This is a genomic window from Colwellia sp. M166 (assembly GCF_024585285.1).
GTDB lineage: Bacteria > Pseudomonadota > Gammaproteobacteria > Enterobacterales > Alteromonadaceae > Cognaticolwellia.
Genome location: NZ_CP040755.1, coordinates 4,203,035 through 4,219,194, shown reverse-complemented (window position 1 = coordinate 4,219,194; position 16,160 = coordinate 4,203,035). Strand labels below are relative to the sequence as shown.

Annotated in this window: 14 protein-coding genes and 5 tRNA genes; 4 read left to right on the top strand and 15 right to left on the bottom strand. The window is 37.8% G+C overall.

All coding sequences use genetic code 11. From position 1 onward, the window contains the following. Positions 1 to 2: 2 nt before the first annotated feature. Entirely contained in the window at positions 3 to 746 is a 744-nt protein-coding gene (locus FGD67_RS19035; RefSeq protein ID WP_257172614.1) for an ABC transporter ATP-binding protein, read from the bottom strand. Between FGD67_RS19035 and FGD67_RS19030 the strand changes: the two genes are divergently transcribed. Both FGD67_RS19030 and FGD67_RS19025 read left to right on the top strand, forming a co-directional pair. Further along, positions 745 to 1,419 carry an arylesterase gene (locus tag FGD67_RS19030; RefSeq protein ID WP_257172613.1) on the top strand — a complete coding sequence of 225 codons (675 nt, stop codon included), beginning with the start codon at positions 745 to 747 and terminating at the stop codon, positions 1,417 to 1,419. The genes FGD67_RS19035 and FGD67_RS19030 overlap by 2 nt on opposite strands. Positions 1,420 to 1,425: 6 nt before the next feature. Beyond that, positions 1,426 to 3,012, top strand: a complete 1,587-nt coding sequence (locus FGD67_RS19025) for a cation:proton antiporter family protein (RefSeq protein WP_257172612.1) — start codon at positions 1,426 to 1,428, stop codon at positions 3,010 to 3,012. A 325-nt stretch (positions 3,013 to 3,337) separates the two neighbouring features. Here FGD67_RS19025 and FGD67_RS19020 read toward each other — a convergent pair whose 3' ends face one another. Then, positions 3,338 to 3,670, bottom strand: a complete 333-nt coding sequence (locus FGD67_RS19020; RefSeq protein WP_257172611.1) for a DUF6488 family protein — start codon at positions 3,668 to 3,670, stop codon at positions 3,338 to 3,340. A 127-nt stretch (positions 3,671 to 3,797) separates the two neighbouring features. On the opposite strand from FGD67_RS19020, the gene FGD67_RS19015 reads away from it, so the two are divergent. Next, positions 3,798 to 4,967, top strand: a complete 1,170-nt coding sequence (locus FGD67_RS19015; RefSeq protein ID WP_257172610.1) for an IS3 family transposase — start codon at positions 3,798 to 3,800, stop codon at positions 4,965 to 4,967. Positions 4,968 to 4,999: 32 nt separating this feature from the next. Here FGD67_RS19015 and FGD67_RS19010 read toward each other — a convergent pair whose 3' ends face one another. The 13 genes from FGD67_RS19010 to FGD67_RS18950 form a co-directional block, all read right to left on the bottom strand. Then, positions 5,000 to 5,575, bottom strand: coding sequence for a hypothetical protein (locus FGD67_RS19010; RefSeq protein WP_257172609.1), 576 nt, complete (start codon positions 5,573 to 5,575; stop codon positions 5,000 to 5,002). 48 nt (positions 5,576 to 5,623) lie between these two features. Further along, complete coding sequence (locus FGD67_RS19005) at positions 5,624 to 6,322, bottom strand: HupE/UreJ family protein (RefSeq protein WP_081153518.1); 699 nt, start codon at positions 6,320 to 6,322, stop codon at positions 5,624 to 5,626. Next, positions 6,315 to 9,476, bottom strand: coding sequence for an efflux RND transporter permease subunit (locus FGD67_RS19000; RefSeq protein ID WP_257172608.1), 3,162 nt, complete (start codon positions 9,474 to 9,476; stop codon positions 6,315 to 6,317). The genes FGD67_RS19005 and FGD67_RS19000 overlap by 8 nt, the downstream gene beginning before the upstream one ends. 19 nt (positions 9,477 to 9,495) lie before the next feature. Then, the gene (locus tag FGD67_RS18995; RefSeq protein ID WP_257172607.1) at positions 9,496 to 10,731 is read right to left on the bottom strand and encodes an efflux RND transporter periplasmic adaptor subunit; all 1,236 of its coding nucleotides are present in this window, start codon (positions 10,729 to 10,731) and stop codon (positions 9,496 to 9,498) included. Between the two features lie 2 nt (positions 10,732 to 10,733). Then, positions 10,734 to 12,116 (bottom strand): TolC family protein, encoded by a 1,383-nt coding sequence (locus tag FGD67_RS18990; RefSeq protein ID WP_257172606.1) that lies wholly within the window; start codon positions 12,114 to 12,116, stop codon positions 10,734 to 10,736. Between the two features lie 36 nt (positions 12,117 to 12,152). Further along, positions 12,153 to 13,121: a M56 family metallopeptidase gene (locus FGD67_RS18985; protein WP_257172605.1), complete on the bottom strand. Its 969-nt coding sequence runs from the start codon at positions 13,119 to 13,121 to the stop codon at positions 12,153 to 12,155. Continuing rightward, entirely contained in the window at positions 13,118 to 13,507 is a 390-nt protein-coding gene (locus FGD67_RS18980) for a BlaI/MecI/CopY family transcriptional regulator (RefSeq protein WP_257172604.1), read from the bottom strand. Before FGD67_RS18980 ends, FGD67_RS18985 begins: the two co-directional genes overlap by 4 nt. A gap of 88 nt (positions 13,508 to 13,595) precedes the next feature. Continuing rightward, complete coding sequence (locus tag FGD67_RS18975; RefSeq protein WP_257172603.1) at positions 13,596 to 13,814, bottom strand: hypothetical protein; 219 nt, start codon at positions 13,812 to 13,814, stop codon at positions 13,596 to 13,598. A 30-nt stretch (positions 13,815 to 13,844) separates the two neighbouring features. Further along, a tRNA-Glu gene (locus FGD67_RS18970) sits at positions 13,845 to 13,920 on the bottom strand. Between the two features lie 92 nt (positions 13,921 to 14,012). Beyond that, positions 14,013 to 14,088 (bottom strand) — tRNA-Glu (locus FGD67_RS18965). A gap of 135 nt (positions 14,089 to 14,223) precedes the next feature. Beyond that, positions 14,224 to 14,299: transfer RNA gene (locus FGD67_RS18960), tRNA-Glu, on the bottom strand. 142 nt (positions 14,300 to 14,441) lie between these two features. Beyond that, positions 14,442 to 14,517 (bottom strand) — tRNA-Glu (locus FGD67_RS18955). 120 nt (positions 14,518 to 14,637) lie between these two features. Then, positions 14,638 to 14,713: transfer RNA gene (locus FGD67_RS18950), tRNA-Ala, on the bottom strand. A 394-nt stretch (positions 14,714 to 15,107) separates the two neighbouring features. Here FGD67_RS18950 and yvcK point away from each other — a divergent pair. After that, positions 15,108 to 16,037, top strand: a complete 930-nt coding sequence (gene yvcK / locus FGD67_RS18945; RefSeq protein ID WP_257172602.1) for a uridine diphosphate-N-acetylglucosamine-binding protein YvcK — start codon at positions 15,108 to 15,110, stop codon at positions 16,035 to 16,037. The last annotated feature ends 123 nt before the right edge of the window (positions 16,038 to 16,160 follow it).

Here is a 16,160-nt window from a genome sequence, read left to right as displayed (position 1 = left end):
GATTATCCTACTTGTGGCACTGACATTTCAACTTCATCACCATGCTCAGTTGTGGCCAATTCGAGTTTCTCTGTTAGCACGCCACTGTCCATTTCAACTTGTCGCTGACACCTAGCAGCCAACTTAGCATCATGAGTTACCAGCACTAAGGTTGTGCCCTCTTTAGCATTTAAATCAAAAATTAAATCGGTAATATGCTGCCCGGTCTTACTATCTAGGTTTCCTGTCGGTTCATCTGCAAATAAAATATCGGGTTTAGAAATAAATGCCCGTGCTATTGCCACACGTTGCTGCTCACCACCAGACAGTTGAGAGGGATAATGATCAAGTCTATCAGCTAAACCCACTTGGCTAAGTAAAGCTTCTCCTCGTGCTTGCGCATCAGGTAAGTTTGCGAGTTCTGCAGGCAACATGACATTTTCAAGTGCAGTTAAACTGTTAATTAATAAAAATTGTTGGAAAATAAAACCGACATGCTGTGCCCGAACTTGACTACGTTGCTCTTCATTAAACTGGTGTAATGGCTTGTTTTTAAGATACACTTGCCCTGAGCTTGGTAAATCCAAGCCGGCTAAAATAGATAACAACGTCGTTTTACCTGAGCCAGACGAACCAACAATAGCAAGTGATTCACCCGCAGCTACCGTTAAATTAAGTGGTTGAAGCAAAGCGAGTGTTTTATCTTCAACTTGCACTGATTTTGTTAGGTTATTTACGCTTAAAATACTCTCGGAATTTACATGCATGAAAAATTATCCACTTTTAATATTATTTATTAGCTTATTTTTTGTCACTACAGCTAACGTAGCCGCACAAGATAAACAGACCAATACGCTTGATAACGACATTAGTATCAACCCAGTCCGCAAAATTTTGCTCTTAGGTGATAGTATCAGTGCAAGTTATGGGATGAAACCCAAACAAGGTTGGGTTCATTTACTCAATCAAAAGCTTATTGAGCAACAGCAACCATACACAATAATAAATGCCAGTGTTAGTGGCGAAACGACGAGTGGCGGGTTATCTCGGTTGTCAGGCATTTTGGCGAGTGAAAATGTTGATCACTTGCTGATCGAACTCGGTGGAAATGACGGTTTACGTGGCTACTCTCCAAAGCTGATCAAAAATAATTTGTTACAAATGGTTCAGTTAGCACAGAGTAAAAACATAAACGTTTCAATGATTAAAATCAAAATAACACCAAATTATGGTCCAAGATACAATAAAATGTTTGAACAAATATTCGAAGATGTAGCAAAATCCAGCAATATCAATTTATTACCCTTTTTTATGGAAACTGTTGTGATGGATAAAAGCCTTATGCAAGCAGACGGAATTCACCCAAATGCACAAGCACAACCAATAATAGCTGATTATGTTGAGCAGCAATTAAAAACAATAATGACAACGGAGTCTTAACTTAACATGGAATTTATCTGGATTGGCTTCGCTTTTATTTGTGGTCTATTAACTAAATTAATCTCACTCCCCCCTTCAATCGGCTATTTGGCAGCAGGATTTATCTTAAACGCCTTGGGGTATCAAGCGGATAGTATGGTCACTGCCTTAGCTGATATTGGCATTACGTTAATGCTATTTACCATCGGGCTAAAACTAAATATCAAGGACTTAGTTAAGCCTGAGATCTGGTTCGGTAGTGTTAGCCACAGTATATTATGGTTGGTAATTGGAATGCTGATTTTAAAAACTATTGCATTCATTAGTGTTGGATTTATCAACGAATTAAGTCTAATCACATCAGCATTAATTATCTTTGCACTAAGCTTTAGCAGCACGGTATGTGTGGTCAAACTGCTGGAGGAACGCGGTGAAATGCGCACGCGTCACGGTAAACTTGCCATCGGTATACTGGTGATGCAAGATATTATTGCTGTAGTCTTTTTAGTACTGGCAACCGGTAAAGTGCCAAGCCCTTGGGTGGCATTATTGTTACTTTTCATTCCATTAAGGCCTTATATTAACAAGGGCATTGATAAAGCAGGACATGGTGAATTAATTCCATTAATGGGCTTTTTTATTGCTTTTGGTGCTTATGAGTTATTTGAACTTATGAAAGTTAAAGGTGACTTTGGTGCTCTCTTAGCTGGCATGTATTTTGCGACGCATAGTAAAGCAAGTGAGATAACCAAGTCATTATTAAGCTTTAAAGATTTATTTTTGATTGGTTTTTTCTTATCCATCGGTTTCACCGCCCTACCAACCATGGAAATGCTTGCCATAGCTTCGGTACTAACACTGATGTTACCGGTTAAATTTTTGCTATTTTTCTTTATTTTGGTCAAGCTAAAATTACGAGGAAGAACAGCATTTTTGTCCGCTTTAGCTTTGAGTAACTTCAGTGAGTTTGGCCTGATTGTGGCCGCACTCAGTAGTAAATCTGGCTGGCTGTCTCCTGAATGGTTAGTTATCCTGTCATTAGCTGTTTCAATGTCGTTTATTATTACCAATGTGCTTTATAATTTTGCTCATGATTACTTTGCTAATAACAAAGAAAGATTCAAACGTTTTGAAAGCAAACAACCTTTAGCAGAAGATAACTTTGAGCAACCTTGTGAAGCCCCTATTGCCATTATCGGTATGGGTCGTGTCGGCATGGGGGCCTATTATGCATTAAATGCTCAAATTGGTAATCAAGTTTGGGGCTTAGATGCAGACAAAGATAAAGTCCAATGGTTAAATGATAAAGGTATTCAAGCTTACTTGGGGGATGCTGAAGACGCAGACTTTTGGGAGAGCATTGACTTGAGCAGAATTGAACTAACACTATTAGCTCTGCCTTCGGTACAAGACATTATCAATATTACCGCCCAAATAAAACGTACTAATTATCGAGGTAAAATTGCTGCCATAGCAAGGTACGATGATGAGCGCATAGCATTGGAAAGCTTTGGTGTTGATAAAGTGTTCAACTTTTACACCGAAGTGGGTGTCGGTTTCGCTGAAGAAAGCATGAGCTTAATTAAGCCGGTACAAGTACTAGAAGCTAGTTAAACAGTCTGATAATGCCGTTGAGGCTATTATTGTCATCTAAGATATGGGCAATCATGAAACTAGCCGTATTAATTAATAACTAACTAAGTAAATCAAGTGGGTAAATGTGCCCGCTTGATATCGCACTACCTTCGCTATATGTCTATCCATTGACGCATGTCAACTCGTCAAAATCAGCTGAGAGCCTATTGTTGACATTAGACAGTTCATGAATTTCTTTTTCTCTATCTTGCTTTAGGCTACATAGTGCCAGAGAAAATATTAACAAGTAGGAAAAGGGTCTAACGGTAGAGGAGTATAGATCACCTCTACCTAATATATCGATCTAAAACCTAGCTTCAGAATTAACGTTTAATACTTCACCAGATATTGTCATCAAAAAGTAAATAGTTTGGTTATCTGATTTATTATTTGCACTAATAATATAGCGATTTCCGTCTGCTGATTGTAGCTTTAAGTCATCTGTAGTTAAGTTTTTCCAGCTTTCACTTAATTTTCCAACTTTAAAACCAAGGTCTTTAAAGGTAAGTTGTTGAGTGGCTTTAGCTGCAACTTGTATTGCTGCTTTAGGGCTTATTTTCTCGTGATCGCCATGTGCAAATACTAAACTTGTGCTAAACATCAATGTTATAAACAAGGCTGTAATAATGCTTTTCATTTTGAACTCCAGTTTTTTAATTAAATTTAAAGTATATTTATAGTTTCTTTTATTTAATAGATTTGACGTGGTTTAATGGATTCGACTACCCCAGTTAAGACATAATAACCTTAACTGGAGAACATAAATGACAAAACGTAAAAAATACACCAAAGAGTTTAAACTTGATGCAATTTCTTTAGTCAGAGATCAAAATATTAGTGTATCTGAAGCGAGCAGAAATCTAGGTATTGGAAATCAAATGCTTGGCCGCTGGATCAAAGAAGCAGAACAAGAAGATGGTCAAGCTTTTCGAGGTAACGGTAAGCTAACACCTGATCAAGAAGAAATACGTAAATTAAAAGCCCAAGTAAAGCGCCTGGAGATGGAGCGTGAGATATTAAAAAAAAGCGACGGTCTTCTTTGCAAAAGAAACGAAGTGAAATATTCGTTTATTACCCATCATAAGAAGATCTGGCCTGTGGTACTTATGTGCCGAATATTGGGTGTAAAAAGCAATAACTATTATAGTTATCAAAAGCGTAAATTAGATAAGCCAAGTGATTCAACACACCAAGAGATGCTTGAGTTAGTAAAGGATATTGCCAAATTTAGTGACAATACCTATGGCGAAAGACGTATTAAAGCGGTACTGAATGCGTTGAGTTTCCGTGTAAGCCGATGGACAGTAGCCAAATTAATGAAAGAGGCTAATGTTTGGGTTCGTTACAAAAAGAAATATAAAGCAACAACCAATAGCAATCACAATAAGCCGCTTTATAAAAATGAGCTTGAGCAAAATTTCATCACAGAGCAGCCAAATCAAGTGTTTGTTGGTGATATCACTTATATTTGGACTGCGGAAGGTTGGCTCTATTTAGCGGTTGTTATCGACCTATACGCTCGCAAAGTTGTTGGCTGGAGCATGGGGTCAAGAATGAAAGCTCAACTTGTCTGTGATGCACTAACGATGGCTGTTTGGCAAAGAAGCCCAGAGAAAGGACTTATTGTTCATTCCGATCAAGGTGTTCAATATGCAAGCCACCAGTACCGAAAATTACTTAATAACAATGGCTTTATTGGCAGTATGAGTAAAAAGGGCTGCTGTTGGGATAATGCCGTTGCTGAAAGCTTCTTTGGTAGCCTAAAGCAAGAGCGTGTTCATTGGAGAAATTATGAAACACGCTATGAAGCGCAACAAGATATAATGAATTACATAACCATGTGGTACAACAGTAAGCGACTACACTCTTACTTAGGGTATCAAAGCCCAAATGATTTTGAATTAAAAATTAATGAGTTAGAAAAAGTAGCTTAACTAGGGTGACTGAATTTACTTGACCAGGTCAATTATTTAAGACCGTGTTTCGAGTATTCTCCTTTTACAATAAGTTGAACGATAACGGGGGAGTTAGAGGTGTTTTTCCAATACCATCCGTGGGTCCCTGAAAATGGTGCGGTAAAACTACCTTTCATCTCACTCAAAGTTGCTATGGCATAGCTTTCAAAATAGCCTGTTTTGTCGCCTTCAGGTTCTCCGTGTAGGTCAAAATACAATGCAGAACCATCGGTTATCCATTCGTACTCAAGCTTTTGATATTGCGCCATGATAAATTTGTACTCAACACCGCGACCGGCAGGAACAAGCACCTCTATTGTTTCAGAAGCGCCTTTTGATTTTTTTGATGCTTCTGGTGTTAATAATTGATCGGCATTTTCATCATTCCCTTGATGAAAAACAGTTAAGCCAAGTTCATGCCCAATTCCGGTAGGGTCGATATCATATTCAGCAGGCAATATAATGATTAACAGTGTAAATGCTGCGAATACTATGCTGAAAATCGTATATTTTAGCAGCGCAGAGTTTGTTAATACCATCGTTTGTGGCGTTGCTTGTTGCATTTTTTCTTGCTCTTTATCTTGCATAGTCTTATCTCTTAAAATAGGTAAAGTTGAATAGAAAAATTTCATCAATTAGTTAATGAAATAGCCCGTAAGTTGTAAACCGACCAACATAAACCCAGCGCTCATTAACAAACAATTGGTATTTTTCGCAAAGCGAGTAAAACTGCTGTGCGTACGCCAAAAATTAATAATTAATAATATAAAAGCTAAGGCGGTAAATTGCCCTAATTCAACCCCAACATTAAAGGCGATTAAGTTGGTAATTAAACCGTCATCTGGAATTTGAAACTCTTGCAGCTTAGTTGCTAATCCGAAACCATGAAAAAGGCCAAAAATTAATACGGCTAATTTAGCATTAGGTGATTTGCCAAAAAGCCGATTAAACCCTCCTAAGTTATCAAAGCCTTTATAGACAACAGACAGACCGATAATGGCATCAATTAAGTAAGCGTTAACTTGAATATCGCTAATCACACCGAATAGTAAGGTTATGCTGTGCCCAAGCGTAAACATGCTGACATATAGCAAAACATCTCTGCTTCTATATAAAAAGAACAACACACCGACAAGGAATAATAAATGGTCGTACCCTGTCACCATGTGCTTAGCACCGATGTATAAAAATGGAATTATCTGCACACCCGTATTTTGTTGTAAAAATGCACGTGTACTATCGTCTACACCATGAGCAAATGCTTCTATTGGTAGCCATAGCGCCATAAGAGCGATAAGGCTTAATAAGCCATATCGCTGATAATTATTAAACATTCACTGTTTCCTTTGTGTCAGCGGTTGAAGAAGTTGTCCCTTTAGGAAAGGTTTCTTTGTGGCTGTGTAATAAACGGTATAAAGCAGGTAGTACAAATAGGGTTAATAAAGTAGATGAAATTACTCCACCAATGACAACTGTTGCTAGCGGACGTTGGACTTCAGAGCCAATGCCAGTATTAAGTGCCATAGGTACAAAACCTAGTGAGGCAACAAGTGCAGTAGTTAGCACAGGCCTAAATCTTGTCAAAGCCCCTTCAATAATGGCGATATCTAGTGCAACACCTTCACGTCGCAGTTCTCTGATAAATGACACCATAACTAATCCATTTAAAATGGCGATGCCAGATAGGGCAATAAAGCCAACAGCTGCTGATATTGAAAACGGAATATCGCGCAGTAACAAGGCAAAAATACCACCGGTTAATGCCAAGGGAACACCTGTAAATATAATCATCGAATCTTTAAAAGAGCCGAGTGCTAAGAATAATAAACCGATGATCATCACAAGAGTAATAGGCACTACAACGGATAATCTTTGCGATGCAGATTGCAGTTTTTGATAGGTACCACCGTATTCAATCCAGTAACCCGCAGGTACATCAACAGAGTTTTCAATAGCGGCCTGAATATCTTGAACAAAAGAGCCTAAGTCTCTTCCTCTGACATTAGCCGTAACCACGACTCGTCGTTTACCATTTTCTCTATTGACTTGGTTAGCTCCTTCGACCAGCTCTAGAGTGGCAACTTCTTGTAATGGTACATACTTATCGCCGATGAGCTGTACAGGTAAATAAGCCAAAGCATCGACATCTGTTCTTAGGTGTTCAGGAAGACGAACAACAATATCGGATCTTCTATCACCTTGATAAAACTTACCTGCAATGGTGCCACCTAATGCTGTTGCAAGTTGATCTTGTAGCTCTTTTATACTAATGCCATATTTTGCTAATTGCTCATGATTTGGATTAATAGTCATCATGGGTAGACCAGTAGTTCGTTCAACTTGTACATCAGCTATCCCTTCTACATTAGCAATAGCATTGTTTATATTTTTTCCTAATTCAGTTAAGGTTTCAAAGTCATCACCAAAAACCTTAATGGCAAGTTCAGCACGTACACCTGCAAGTAACTCATTAAATCGCATTTGGATAGGTTGAAGAAACTCATAGCGATTACCAGGAATAGGTTCTACTACTGCGGCTAACTCTTCGACAAACTGTGCTTTAGTCTTGTTAGGATCAGGCCACTCACTACGTGGTTTTAATATAATGAAATTATCAGCAACACTTGGTGGAACCGCATCAGTAGCAACATCTGCGGTACCAATTTTCGCAAATACTCGCTCCACCTCTGGCATTTGAGTTATTTTTTCTTCTAATACTTTTTGTAGCTCAACTGCTTGAGTTAACGAGGTGCCAGGAATGCGTAATGCATGCATAGCTATATCGCCTTCATCCAAATTTGGCACGAACTCACTGCCCAGTTTATTGACTGAAAAACCAGCTATTCCAACAAGAGCAATTGCAGCAACGACAACAAACCAACGTACTTTGAGCGCAAAAGTCAACGAAGGTCGGTATAGCGCAAGTGAAGATTTAATGATGATATTTTCTTTTTCTTTAACAGGGCCTTTGAACAAAATAGCAATAGCAGCAGGTACAAAAGTTATCGATAATAACATAGCGCAACATAAAGCAATAACGACTGTTATTGCCATCGGATGGAACATTTTTCCTTCAACACCTGTTAGTGCAAATATTGGCAAATACACTGCCGTTATAATGAATACACCAAATAAAGCAGGACGAATGACCTCTTTCGTGGCATCAAAGACCAATGATAAACGTTCATTTAGCTCTATAGTGCGTCCATTTGAAGAAGCAGTACTTAGCCTTCTCATGCAGTTTTCAACGATAATAATGGCACCGTCTACGAGTAAGCCAAAATCTAATGCACCTAAGCTCATTAAGTTTGCACTAACTTTTGTTTGTACCATGCCAGTAATAGTCATTAACATGGCAAAAGGAATAACCGCAGCCGTAAGTAATGCAGCTCGCATATTACCTAATAAAAGGAACAGCACGACAATAACTAATAATGCGCCTTCTAAAAGATTCATTTTTACCGTATCTAAGGTTTTTTCAACTAACTTAGTACGATCATAAACAGCTGTGACAGTGATGCCTGAAGGTAAGCTGTTTTTTATTTCTTCGAGTCTTACGCCAACGGCTTTAGCAACCTTTTGGCTATTCTCTCCAATGAGCATAAAGACCGTACTCATCACCACCTCTCTACCGTTTTGTGTTGCTGCCCCTGTTCTTAACTCTTTTCCTTCTTGTACCTTGGCAACATCAGATAGTCGGATAACGCTACCGTTAGCTGTTTTAACCGGGATTGTCGCCAGATCATTTAACGTTTTTGCTTGTCCTGGTATACGAAGTAGCCATTGAGCGCCATTTTTTTCTATAAAGCCTGCGCCTTTATTGTCATTGTTATTTTCAATTGCTTGAATAACATCTTGCTGACTAACACCAAAAGCCAGTAATTTTTTAGGATCGAATGCAATAAGGATTTCACGTTTAAAACCACCAATAGGGTTCACTTCAACCACGCCTTGCACTTGCATTAACTGAGGTCGAATTATCCAATCATGTACGGTTCTTAAGTCAGTAGCTGTAATTGGCTCTCCTTTATCATTAACTGCATTAGGCTCTGTATCAACAGTGAACATGAATATCTCCCCCAACCCAGTAGCTATTGGACCAAGCTCAGGCTCTAAACCACTAGGTAAATCAGATTTAGCTGAAAGTAATCGTTCGTTGACAAGTTGCCTTGCAAAATAGACATCCGTTTCATCACTAAAAATTGCAGTAACTTGTGATAATCCATAACGCGATATTGATCTCGCACTCACTAAGTTAGGAATGCCAGCTAATGCAGTTTCCAAAGGGTAAGTTACCCGTTGCTCAACTTCAAGAGGTGTATAACCGGGTGCTTCAGTGTTAATCATTACCTGTACGTTAGTAATATCAGGCACTGCATCAATAGGAAGTTTGGTGAAATTCCAAATACCTAATCCTGCTAGCGCTAACACTGCTAACATGATGATTGTGCTTTTTTGAATTGAAAATCTAAGTAAATATTCGAGCATAATTAAACCTTAGTAACCCTTAATGATCGTGTGAAGCGCCAGATTTTTCAATATCGGCTTTGAGGATGTAACTATTTTCTGATACGTATTCTGTGCCTAAAGAAATACCACTTAATACTTCAATTTCTTCACCCACCGCTCGACCTAACTCAAGCATTCTCACTTCATATTCATCACCAACTTTGGCATAAACAACCGTAAAATCACGGAAGCTTTGTAACCCACTGCGCTTAACTGCCATAGCGACATCGTACGAACTAATTTCAATTGCTGCACTGACAAATGAGCCTTCTGAAAATAAAGAATCATGATTATTAACGACTACACGAAACAGCTTAGCCTGATCTTTTCTGACTTTAAGAATGCGACTATCAATTTTGCTGACTTGTTTTTCTTCAACCCCATTTATAGTTAATGTGGTTTTTGCGCCAATACTTACTGTAGACAAGTCCTTAGGGAAAACAGCTAGCTCAGCAATTAATGTTTTATCATTGGTAATTTGCAATAACGAGCGGCCTTTAGATTGTTCTCCTGAGGTCACGTTAACGTTAGTCACTATGCCACTATTAGCCGCATGTATTTTATATGACTGAAGGCTTTCATTGCTTTCTATGGTTAGAAGTAACTGACCTTTTTTGATAGGATCACCCAGTTTTACATATACTTTTTCAACTAGGCCATCAAAGCGAGCATATACATTGCTTGTCGCATCAGCGGGTAGAGTTAACTTGCCATAGACTTCAACAGTTTCATGAAATGTTGACGAACCAACAAAATCAGTAGCAATTTCCATGGCCTTAGCTACGTCATCAGTAATTTTTGTACGGCCTTCAAAATTGTCATATTGCCAGTTAAATGTTTTACCTTGGTATTTGGCTGACAGAGAAACCATAAAAGAATGAGGTTCATAGATGACCATGTCACCACGAAGATATTCGCCTTCTTGATAAAAGTTAATATCATCAATACCATCACCTAATCGAGTAAGCTTTACATTAAGATCTACCTTTGAAGGATCAACAGCTTTACCACCGTCAGTTGCCCAAACGCGAAACTCTGGCGGTACGCCCGTTTCGAAAATAGATAATTCAATAGCAAAATTACCATCACGTAACATCCGGCCTCTATTTGGCCCTTTTTCAGGCTCTGCCTCTGTAACTTTTGGCTCTGATACTGCATAGCTTGGGAAGCTTGTACTTAAACCTACGAAACAGAGTGTGCTCATTAAGGTGATTATTTGAAATATTGTTCTCATGATTATTTCTCGTTACTTTTATTGTTTAAGGAAGCACTAGCGGCTTGATTTATAGCGATAATAGAGGAGCCAGTTAAGCGCTCAATTTCGATGTTATTTAACTGAGCATTTTGATAAGCCGTTATCAAGTCAGACTGTGCATTAAGCAATGCTTGCTGAGTGTTCATCCAGTCGGTGTAACTATACATCCCAATGTTGTAAGCTTTTTCTGCTTCGTTAAATGCTTGCTCTAAAATAGGAATGATATTGTTGGTAACTGCGTAAATGACATGGTGACTGTGCTTCAACTGCTCAATAAGTATATATAACTGACTATTAAGCTTGTGAACTAAAGCAACGGACTCAGTTTCTAATTTATTTTGTGAAGCGGTTAACGCTTTTATTTTCCCTTGATTCTGATTTGTTTCACCAAAGGGGATAGATATCCCAGCTACCAAACCAAAATCATCGGTTGTTTCATATCTACGTAAACCTGCTGAAAATTGCCATAATGGTTTGGTTTCAATTCGGGCAAGCTCTATTTCCGATTGAGCAATGCGCTGCTTAGTGGCAAAAAGACTGACAGAAGGTACTTGTTTAAGTTTATTAAATAGAGCATTAAAATCAGTACTATTACTTAATGGTAAAGACAACAACGAACCAAATACGTCAATACTTTTATGTTGTTGATCATTGGCATTACTGCTGTTTTTTTGCATCCACTGCGCAAATAGTTGGTATTTACTGGCATCGACTTCGTGTGTTAAATCTTCAACCACTAACTCACGTTTAGCTACCTCAGCACTAGCTTTAAGCTTATCGACTATCGACGATTTACCTGCTTTAACTCGCTTGTCGATAGCAGCTAATGATTTATTTGCTTGCGATAAGCTAAATTTTGCTAAGGTCAACCTTTCTTTATTCACCAATACCTGAATAAAATACCGAGCTGTTTGTGCTGCTAAATCTAAAGCTTTCACCTCTTGTTCTATAGCGACAGTAGAGCCATAATTTTTAGCTGTTTGTACTTTTTGCTGCACCAACTCTCCATCTAATAACCAAGATATAGAAAGTGTTGATTGCGTACTTTTAAAACCGCTATGCTCTCCCGTACCTAATGCATCTTCAATAGAAAAACCTACTTGTGGTCTTGATTTAATTCCTGCCTGTTGAGCATAGCCAGAATACATTTGCGTTTGAATAGCAAAAGATTTGAGTTCAGGATGCAGGTTTAATGTTTGCGTAATAGCCTTTCTCAAATCAACAGCACTTAAAGTAGCATCTTGGGCAAATGTCATCGTTGATATAAAGGACACCAGCACTAACAATAGACTTTGACTAGTTACTACAAAAAACCGATTGCCGGTCGGTTTTTTGTAGATGCGTGTATTAAAATAAAGCTTCATTATTGGTACCTTAGAGTAAAATTTTAATTTAGTGTTTTAATGAGTGAACAAAGTTTCAATAGCGTGATGCAGGCTATCTACAGACGTTGTTGAAACTAGAACTAAGAGCAGTATGACGATCGAAACACCTCCTTTAGGAAATGGTTTAAACTTTTTATCATTGAGTAAATGTAGCACTCGCTGTTCAATAGAATGACGGCAAAAATGAACAAATAATTCACTTTTATATTGTGGATGAATGGAATAATTTGCAGCCAACTTAGTAAACTTTATTAGGGTGGTAGCAACATTCTGTGACTGCTGTTGGTTTTTAACAAAGAAAGAATCGGCATCTTGCTCCATAGATAGTGACATCATGGATATTAATAAACTCTTGACATTATTCGTAAAATAAGCAGATAAAAATGAAAACAACCATTTCTTCAATGGATCATAATTACGTACGTGAGCAATTTCATGCTGAATAATTATTTCTAATTCAGCAGCGCTTGTTTTTTCAATAAGGCCCGTAGAAATAAAGCATGATGGATTAAGTAACCCACCAGTGAATGCTGTTGGTATTGGTGATTCAATGATAGTTACTTGTTTGCTCTTTCTTATCCCAAATGCACGTAACACGCTGATTTGGTGGTGATTATGATAAAGAACAACCATTTTTTTTGTAAAGACATATAAACTAAAAGCAACGAAAACAAGCAAACTAAAGCTATGCCAACTAAGGAAATAAAAAATATCAGGGTGGTGCCAATGAGCTAAATCAGTTAGCCAAGAAAGTGCCGAAACATCCTGAAATAATGGGCTAAGAATCAGTGCCGCACTAAAAGCAATAAACCAAGGGGTAAGTACAAACAGCCACAACAATGATTTACGTGTAGATACTGCATAATCCGCTAATTTTCCTTTTATGGACCAAAATACAGTGGAGGAAAATATGCTCGCGACTACAAAGGCTAGTATTCCTATAGTCGATAAGTTATATGTTAATGCCCATTGGTCATAAATCATTTTTCAGAATTCTTCTGTAATTTTTGACGTTGTTGTTCAATCATTAATTCTAACTTATTCAATTGCTGCTCATCTAAATCAGATGAAATTGAAGAAAAAGCGGCAATAACACTATTTTCATCTTCAACAATAAAATCATTCGTTACGTCTTTAATTAACTGGCCTATTAGTTCATGACGTTTAACTTTAGGAAAATACTGAAAGGCATGCCCATTCTTAACTCTGCTGAGTAGATCCTTTTTAAATAAACGATCTAAAGTGCTTTGTATAGTATTTAAAGAGCCACCTCTGTTTTTTTCAAAATGACTATGCACCTGCTTAGCATCAGCAGGCTGGTGTTTCCATAAATATTCTAAAACTTGTTTTTCTAATTCACCGAGTAACATAAATTTCAATCACCATTTTTAAGTGTGCTGATAATGCCACACAAAAAACCGACCATCAATCGGTTTTTAATTGAGATACCTAAAATTTTTATTTTAAATTGCTTTTAAATATTGTGATTACTTGTTCCACTTCATCTTGGCGTTGTTCTGGTAAAATATCTTCAGCGCCTAAATGCCCCCCACTTTGGGGGAGGAAGCGTCTTATACCAAACGGATAAAATATAGGGTCTAATACATTATTATTTTGATAAAATTTAGGCATAAAAAAACCGACATAAGTCGGTTTTTTTATTTCACTTTTAAGCACTGCTTATTTGACTAAAAGTAAAATAATTAGTGGCATCCCTAAGGGGATTCGAACCCCTGTTACCGCCGTGAAAGGGCGGTGTCCTAGGCCTCTAGACGATAGGGACACTAAAACAAAATGATAATAGTTAAATTAACTATCTCATGTTTTGTATCTGATTGTTAAACATTAAAAACATTTATCAATCTAAGTTAATGGTGGCATCCCTAAGGGGATTCGAACCCCTGTTACCGCCGTGAAAGGGCGGTGTCCTAGGCCTCTAGACGATAGGGACACATTAATACCAAATGAAATACTTAATTATAAATTTATCGTAAAAAGCTCTAGCCTAGTGAACTTATGATAATTTCATATATTTCATAGTATGCGTCAAAAACACTTACCATTAACTTGTCTAACTAAAAATGAGTGGCATCCCTAAGGGGATTCGAACCCCTGTTACCGCCGTGAAAGGGCGGTGTCCTAGGCCTCTAGACGATAGGGACACATTATAAACTCGAAACACTTAGTATAATAAAACCGTATAAAGCTCTAGCCTAGTGAACTTATGGTTTAGATATATATTTCTTGTTTGTGTCAAAAACACGAACTCATTTTTTTTACTTCCGTAGAAGTCTTCCGAAGAAGTGGCATCCCTAAGGGGATTCGAACCCCTGTTACCGCCGTGAAAGGGCGGTGTCCTAGGCCTCTAGACGATAGGGACACTAAAACGATAAAACAAAGTATCTAACTTTATTTTTATAATTCGATAACTCAAGAGTTATCCAATTACAATTATCTTTTTATCTATCTTTTAATAATGTTAACACTATTAAATAAATATTGGTGGAGCTATGCGGGATCGAACCGCAGACCTCTTCGCTGCCAGCGAAGCGCTCTCCCAGCTGAGCTATAGCCCCACATAGAAATAAAATAAATGGCCTAATACTTATCTTAATCCTCTTTCTAAAAAGTAATCTAGTTACTCGTTGAAAGCGAGGCGCATTCTAAGCAGCGACCAAGAACCTGTCAACCCTTATTTTTGATAATTGGCTATTTTTTTAAAAGATCTCACTTAACTGATTACTTATAGAACAAGTTGGCTAAATTTTGACTTATCAACTGTTTAGATCATAAAAAAAGTTGATATTGAGCAAATATAAATCTAATGCCAATACCACAGAACTTAATTTAGCAAACATCATTGAATCGCTACTTTATCTAAGCTATTCAATTTAAAACTCTCCCCTACGGCTTTATTTATCGTATAATTAGCGTTATGGTTAAAATTCAATTGAAAAAAATAATTATTATATGCAGCTAAAAAAGCTCAATGTTGTTGCCATTGGTGGTGGGCACGGTCTAGGACGTGTACTTTCTACTCTCTCCTTTTTAGGAAACCAGCTTACCGGCATTGTCACTACTACAGATAACGGTGGCTCAACTGGTCGTTTAAGAAAGCGTAGTAGCTCTATCGCTTGGGGTGACTTACGTAATTGTTTAACTCAATTGGTTGATGAAAAGTCGGTTGGCAGCCAATTATTCGATTTTCGTTTCGATGGTAATGATGAGCTTGGTGGTCATAATCTTGGTAACTTAATTTTATATGGCTTAGGTGAAATACACTCCCGCCCGCTTGATTCTATAAAATTGGTTAGACGCTTATTAAGAGTGAAAACACCGGTACTGCCAATGTCTGAAACACCTACTGATCTGATGGCTTTTTATCCAGAAGGACGTTGTCGAGTCGGTGAGTTATCAGTTGATAAAATGTCGATGATGCCAAAAAGCTTAATGCTAGCGCCATTAGTTAAAGCATTACCTAGCAGTATCGATGCCATTTTAAATGCTGATTTAGTTATTTTAGGTCCGGGTAGCTTTTTAACCAGTGTGATTCCTCCTTTGCTGATACGTGACATTAGTAAAGCCTTAGAGCAAACAAGTGCGCATAGAGTCTTTATTGATAATATTACGGCTGAAAATAGCCCTGCTGCTGATCTGTCATTAGATCAAAAACTTGCTTGGATTGAAGAAAACATCGGTTGCTTGCCGATTGATAGTGCGATATGCCACGATAGCAATGTCACCTCAAAGCGTATCAGTGTTTGTCATCATGAGTTAAGCAGTGATACCGTCAGTCATTATCACAGTCGTGATAAATTAATTTCTGCCTTAAATATCTGTATTTCAAAAGCCAATAATAGCCTCGATGACACGCTTCCAACGGTGGTTAACTCTAACTAAGTTAACTTAGATTGGGTTGAACAAGCGGTAAGCGAAGTTCGAACTTGCATACACGTTAAAAACACAATTTATAAACCACAAAGCCAACATGATTATTGTTGGCTTTGTGGTCATTGACGATCA

Excerpts from the sequence above, each read along its gene's own strand:
- yvcK (WP_257172602.1), top strand. The coding sequence starts at position 15,108 with ATGCAGCTAAAAAAGCTCAATGTTGTTGCCATTGGTGGTGGGCACGGT.
- FGD67_RS19005 (WP_081153518.1), bottom strand. The coding sequence starts at position 6,322 with ATGTTTAATAATTATCAGCGATATGGCTTATTAAGCCTTATCGCTCTT.
- FGD67_RS19030 (WP_257172613.1), top strand. The coding sequence starts at position 745 with ATGAAAAATTATCCACTTTTAATATTATTTATTAGCTTATTTTTTGTC.
- FGD67_RS19000 (WP_257172608.1), bottom strand. The coding sequence starts at position 9,476 with ATGCTCGAATATTTACTTAGATTTTCAATTCAAAAAAGCACAATCATC.
- FGD67_RS19035 (WP_257172614.1), bottom strand. The coding sequence starts at position 746 with ATGCATGTAAATTCCGAGAGTATTTTAAGCGTAAATAACCTAACAAAA.
- FGD67_RS19020 (WP_257172611.1), bottom strand. The coding sequence starts at position 3,670 with ATGAAAAGCATTATTACAGCCTTGTTTATAACATTGATGTTTAGCACA.
- FGD67_RS18995 (WP_257172607.1), bottom strand. The coding sequence starts at position 10,731 with ATGAGAACAATATTTCAAATAATCACCTTAATGAGCACACTCTGTTTC.
- FGD67_RS19010 (WP_257172609.1), bottom strand. The coding sequence starts at position 5,575 with ATGCAAGATAAAGAGCAAGAAAAAATGCAACAAGCAACGCCACAAACG.
- FGD67_RS18980 (WP_257172604.1), bottom strand. The coding sequence starts at position 13,507 with ATGTTACTCGGTGAATTAGAAAAACAAGTTTTAGAATATTTATGGAAA.
- FGD67_RS18985 (WP_257172605.1), bottom strand. The coding sequence starts at position 13,121 with ATGATTTATGACCAATGGGCATTAACATATAACTTATCGACTATAGGA.
- FGD67_RS19025 (WP_257172612.1), top strand. The coding sequence starts at position 1,426 with ATGGAATTTATCTGGATTGGCTTCGCTTTTATTTGTGGTCTATTAACT.
- FGD67_RS19015 (WP_257172610.1), top strand. The coding sequence starts at position 3,798 with ATGACAAAACGTAAAAAATACACCAAAGAGTTTAAACTTGATGCAATT.
- FGD67_RS18990 (WP_257172606.1), bottom strand. The coding sequence starts at position 12,116 with ATGAAGCTTTATTTTAATACACGCATCTACAAAAAACCGACCGGCAAT.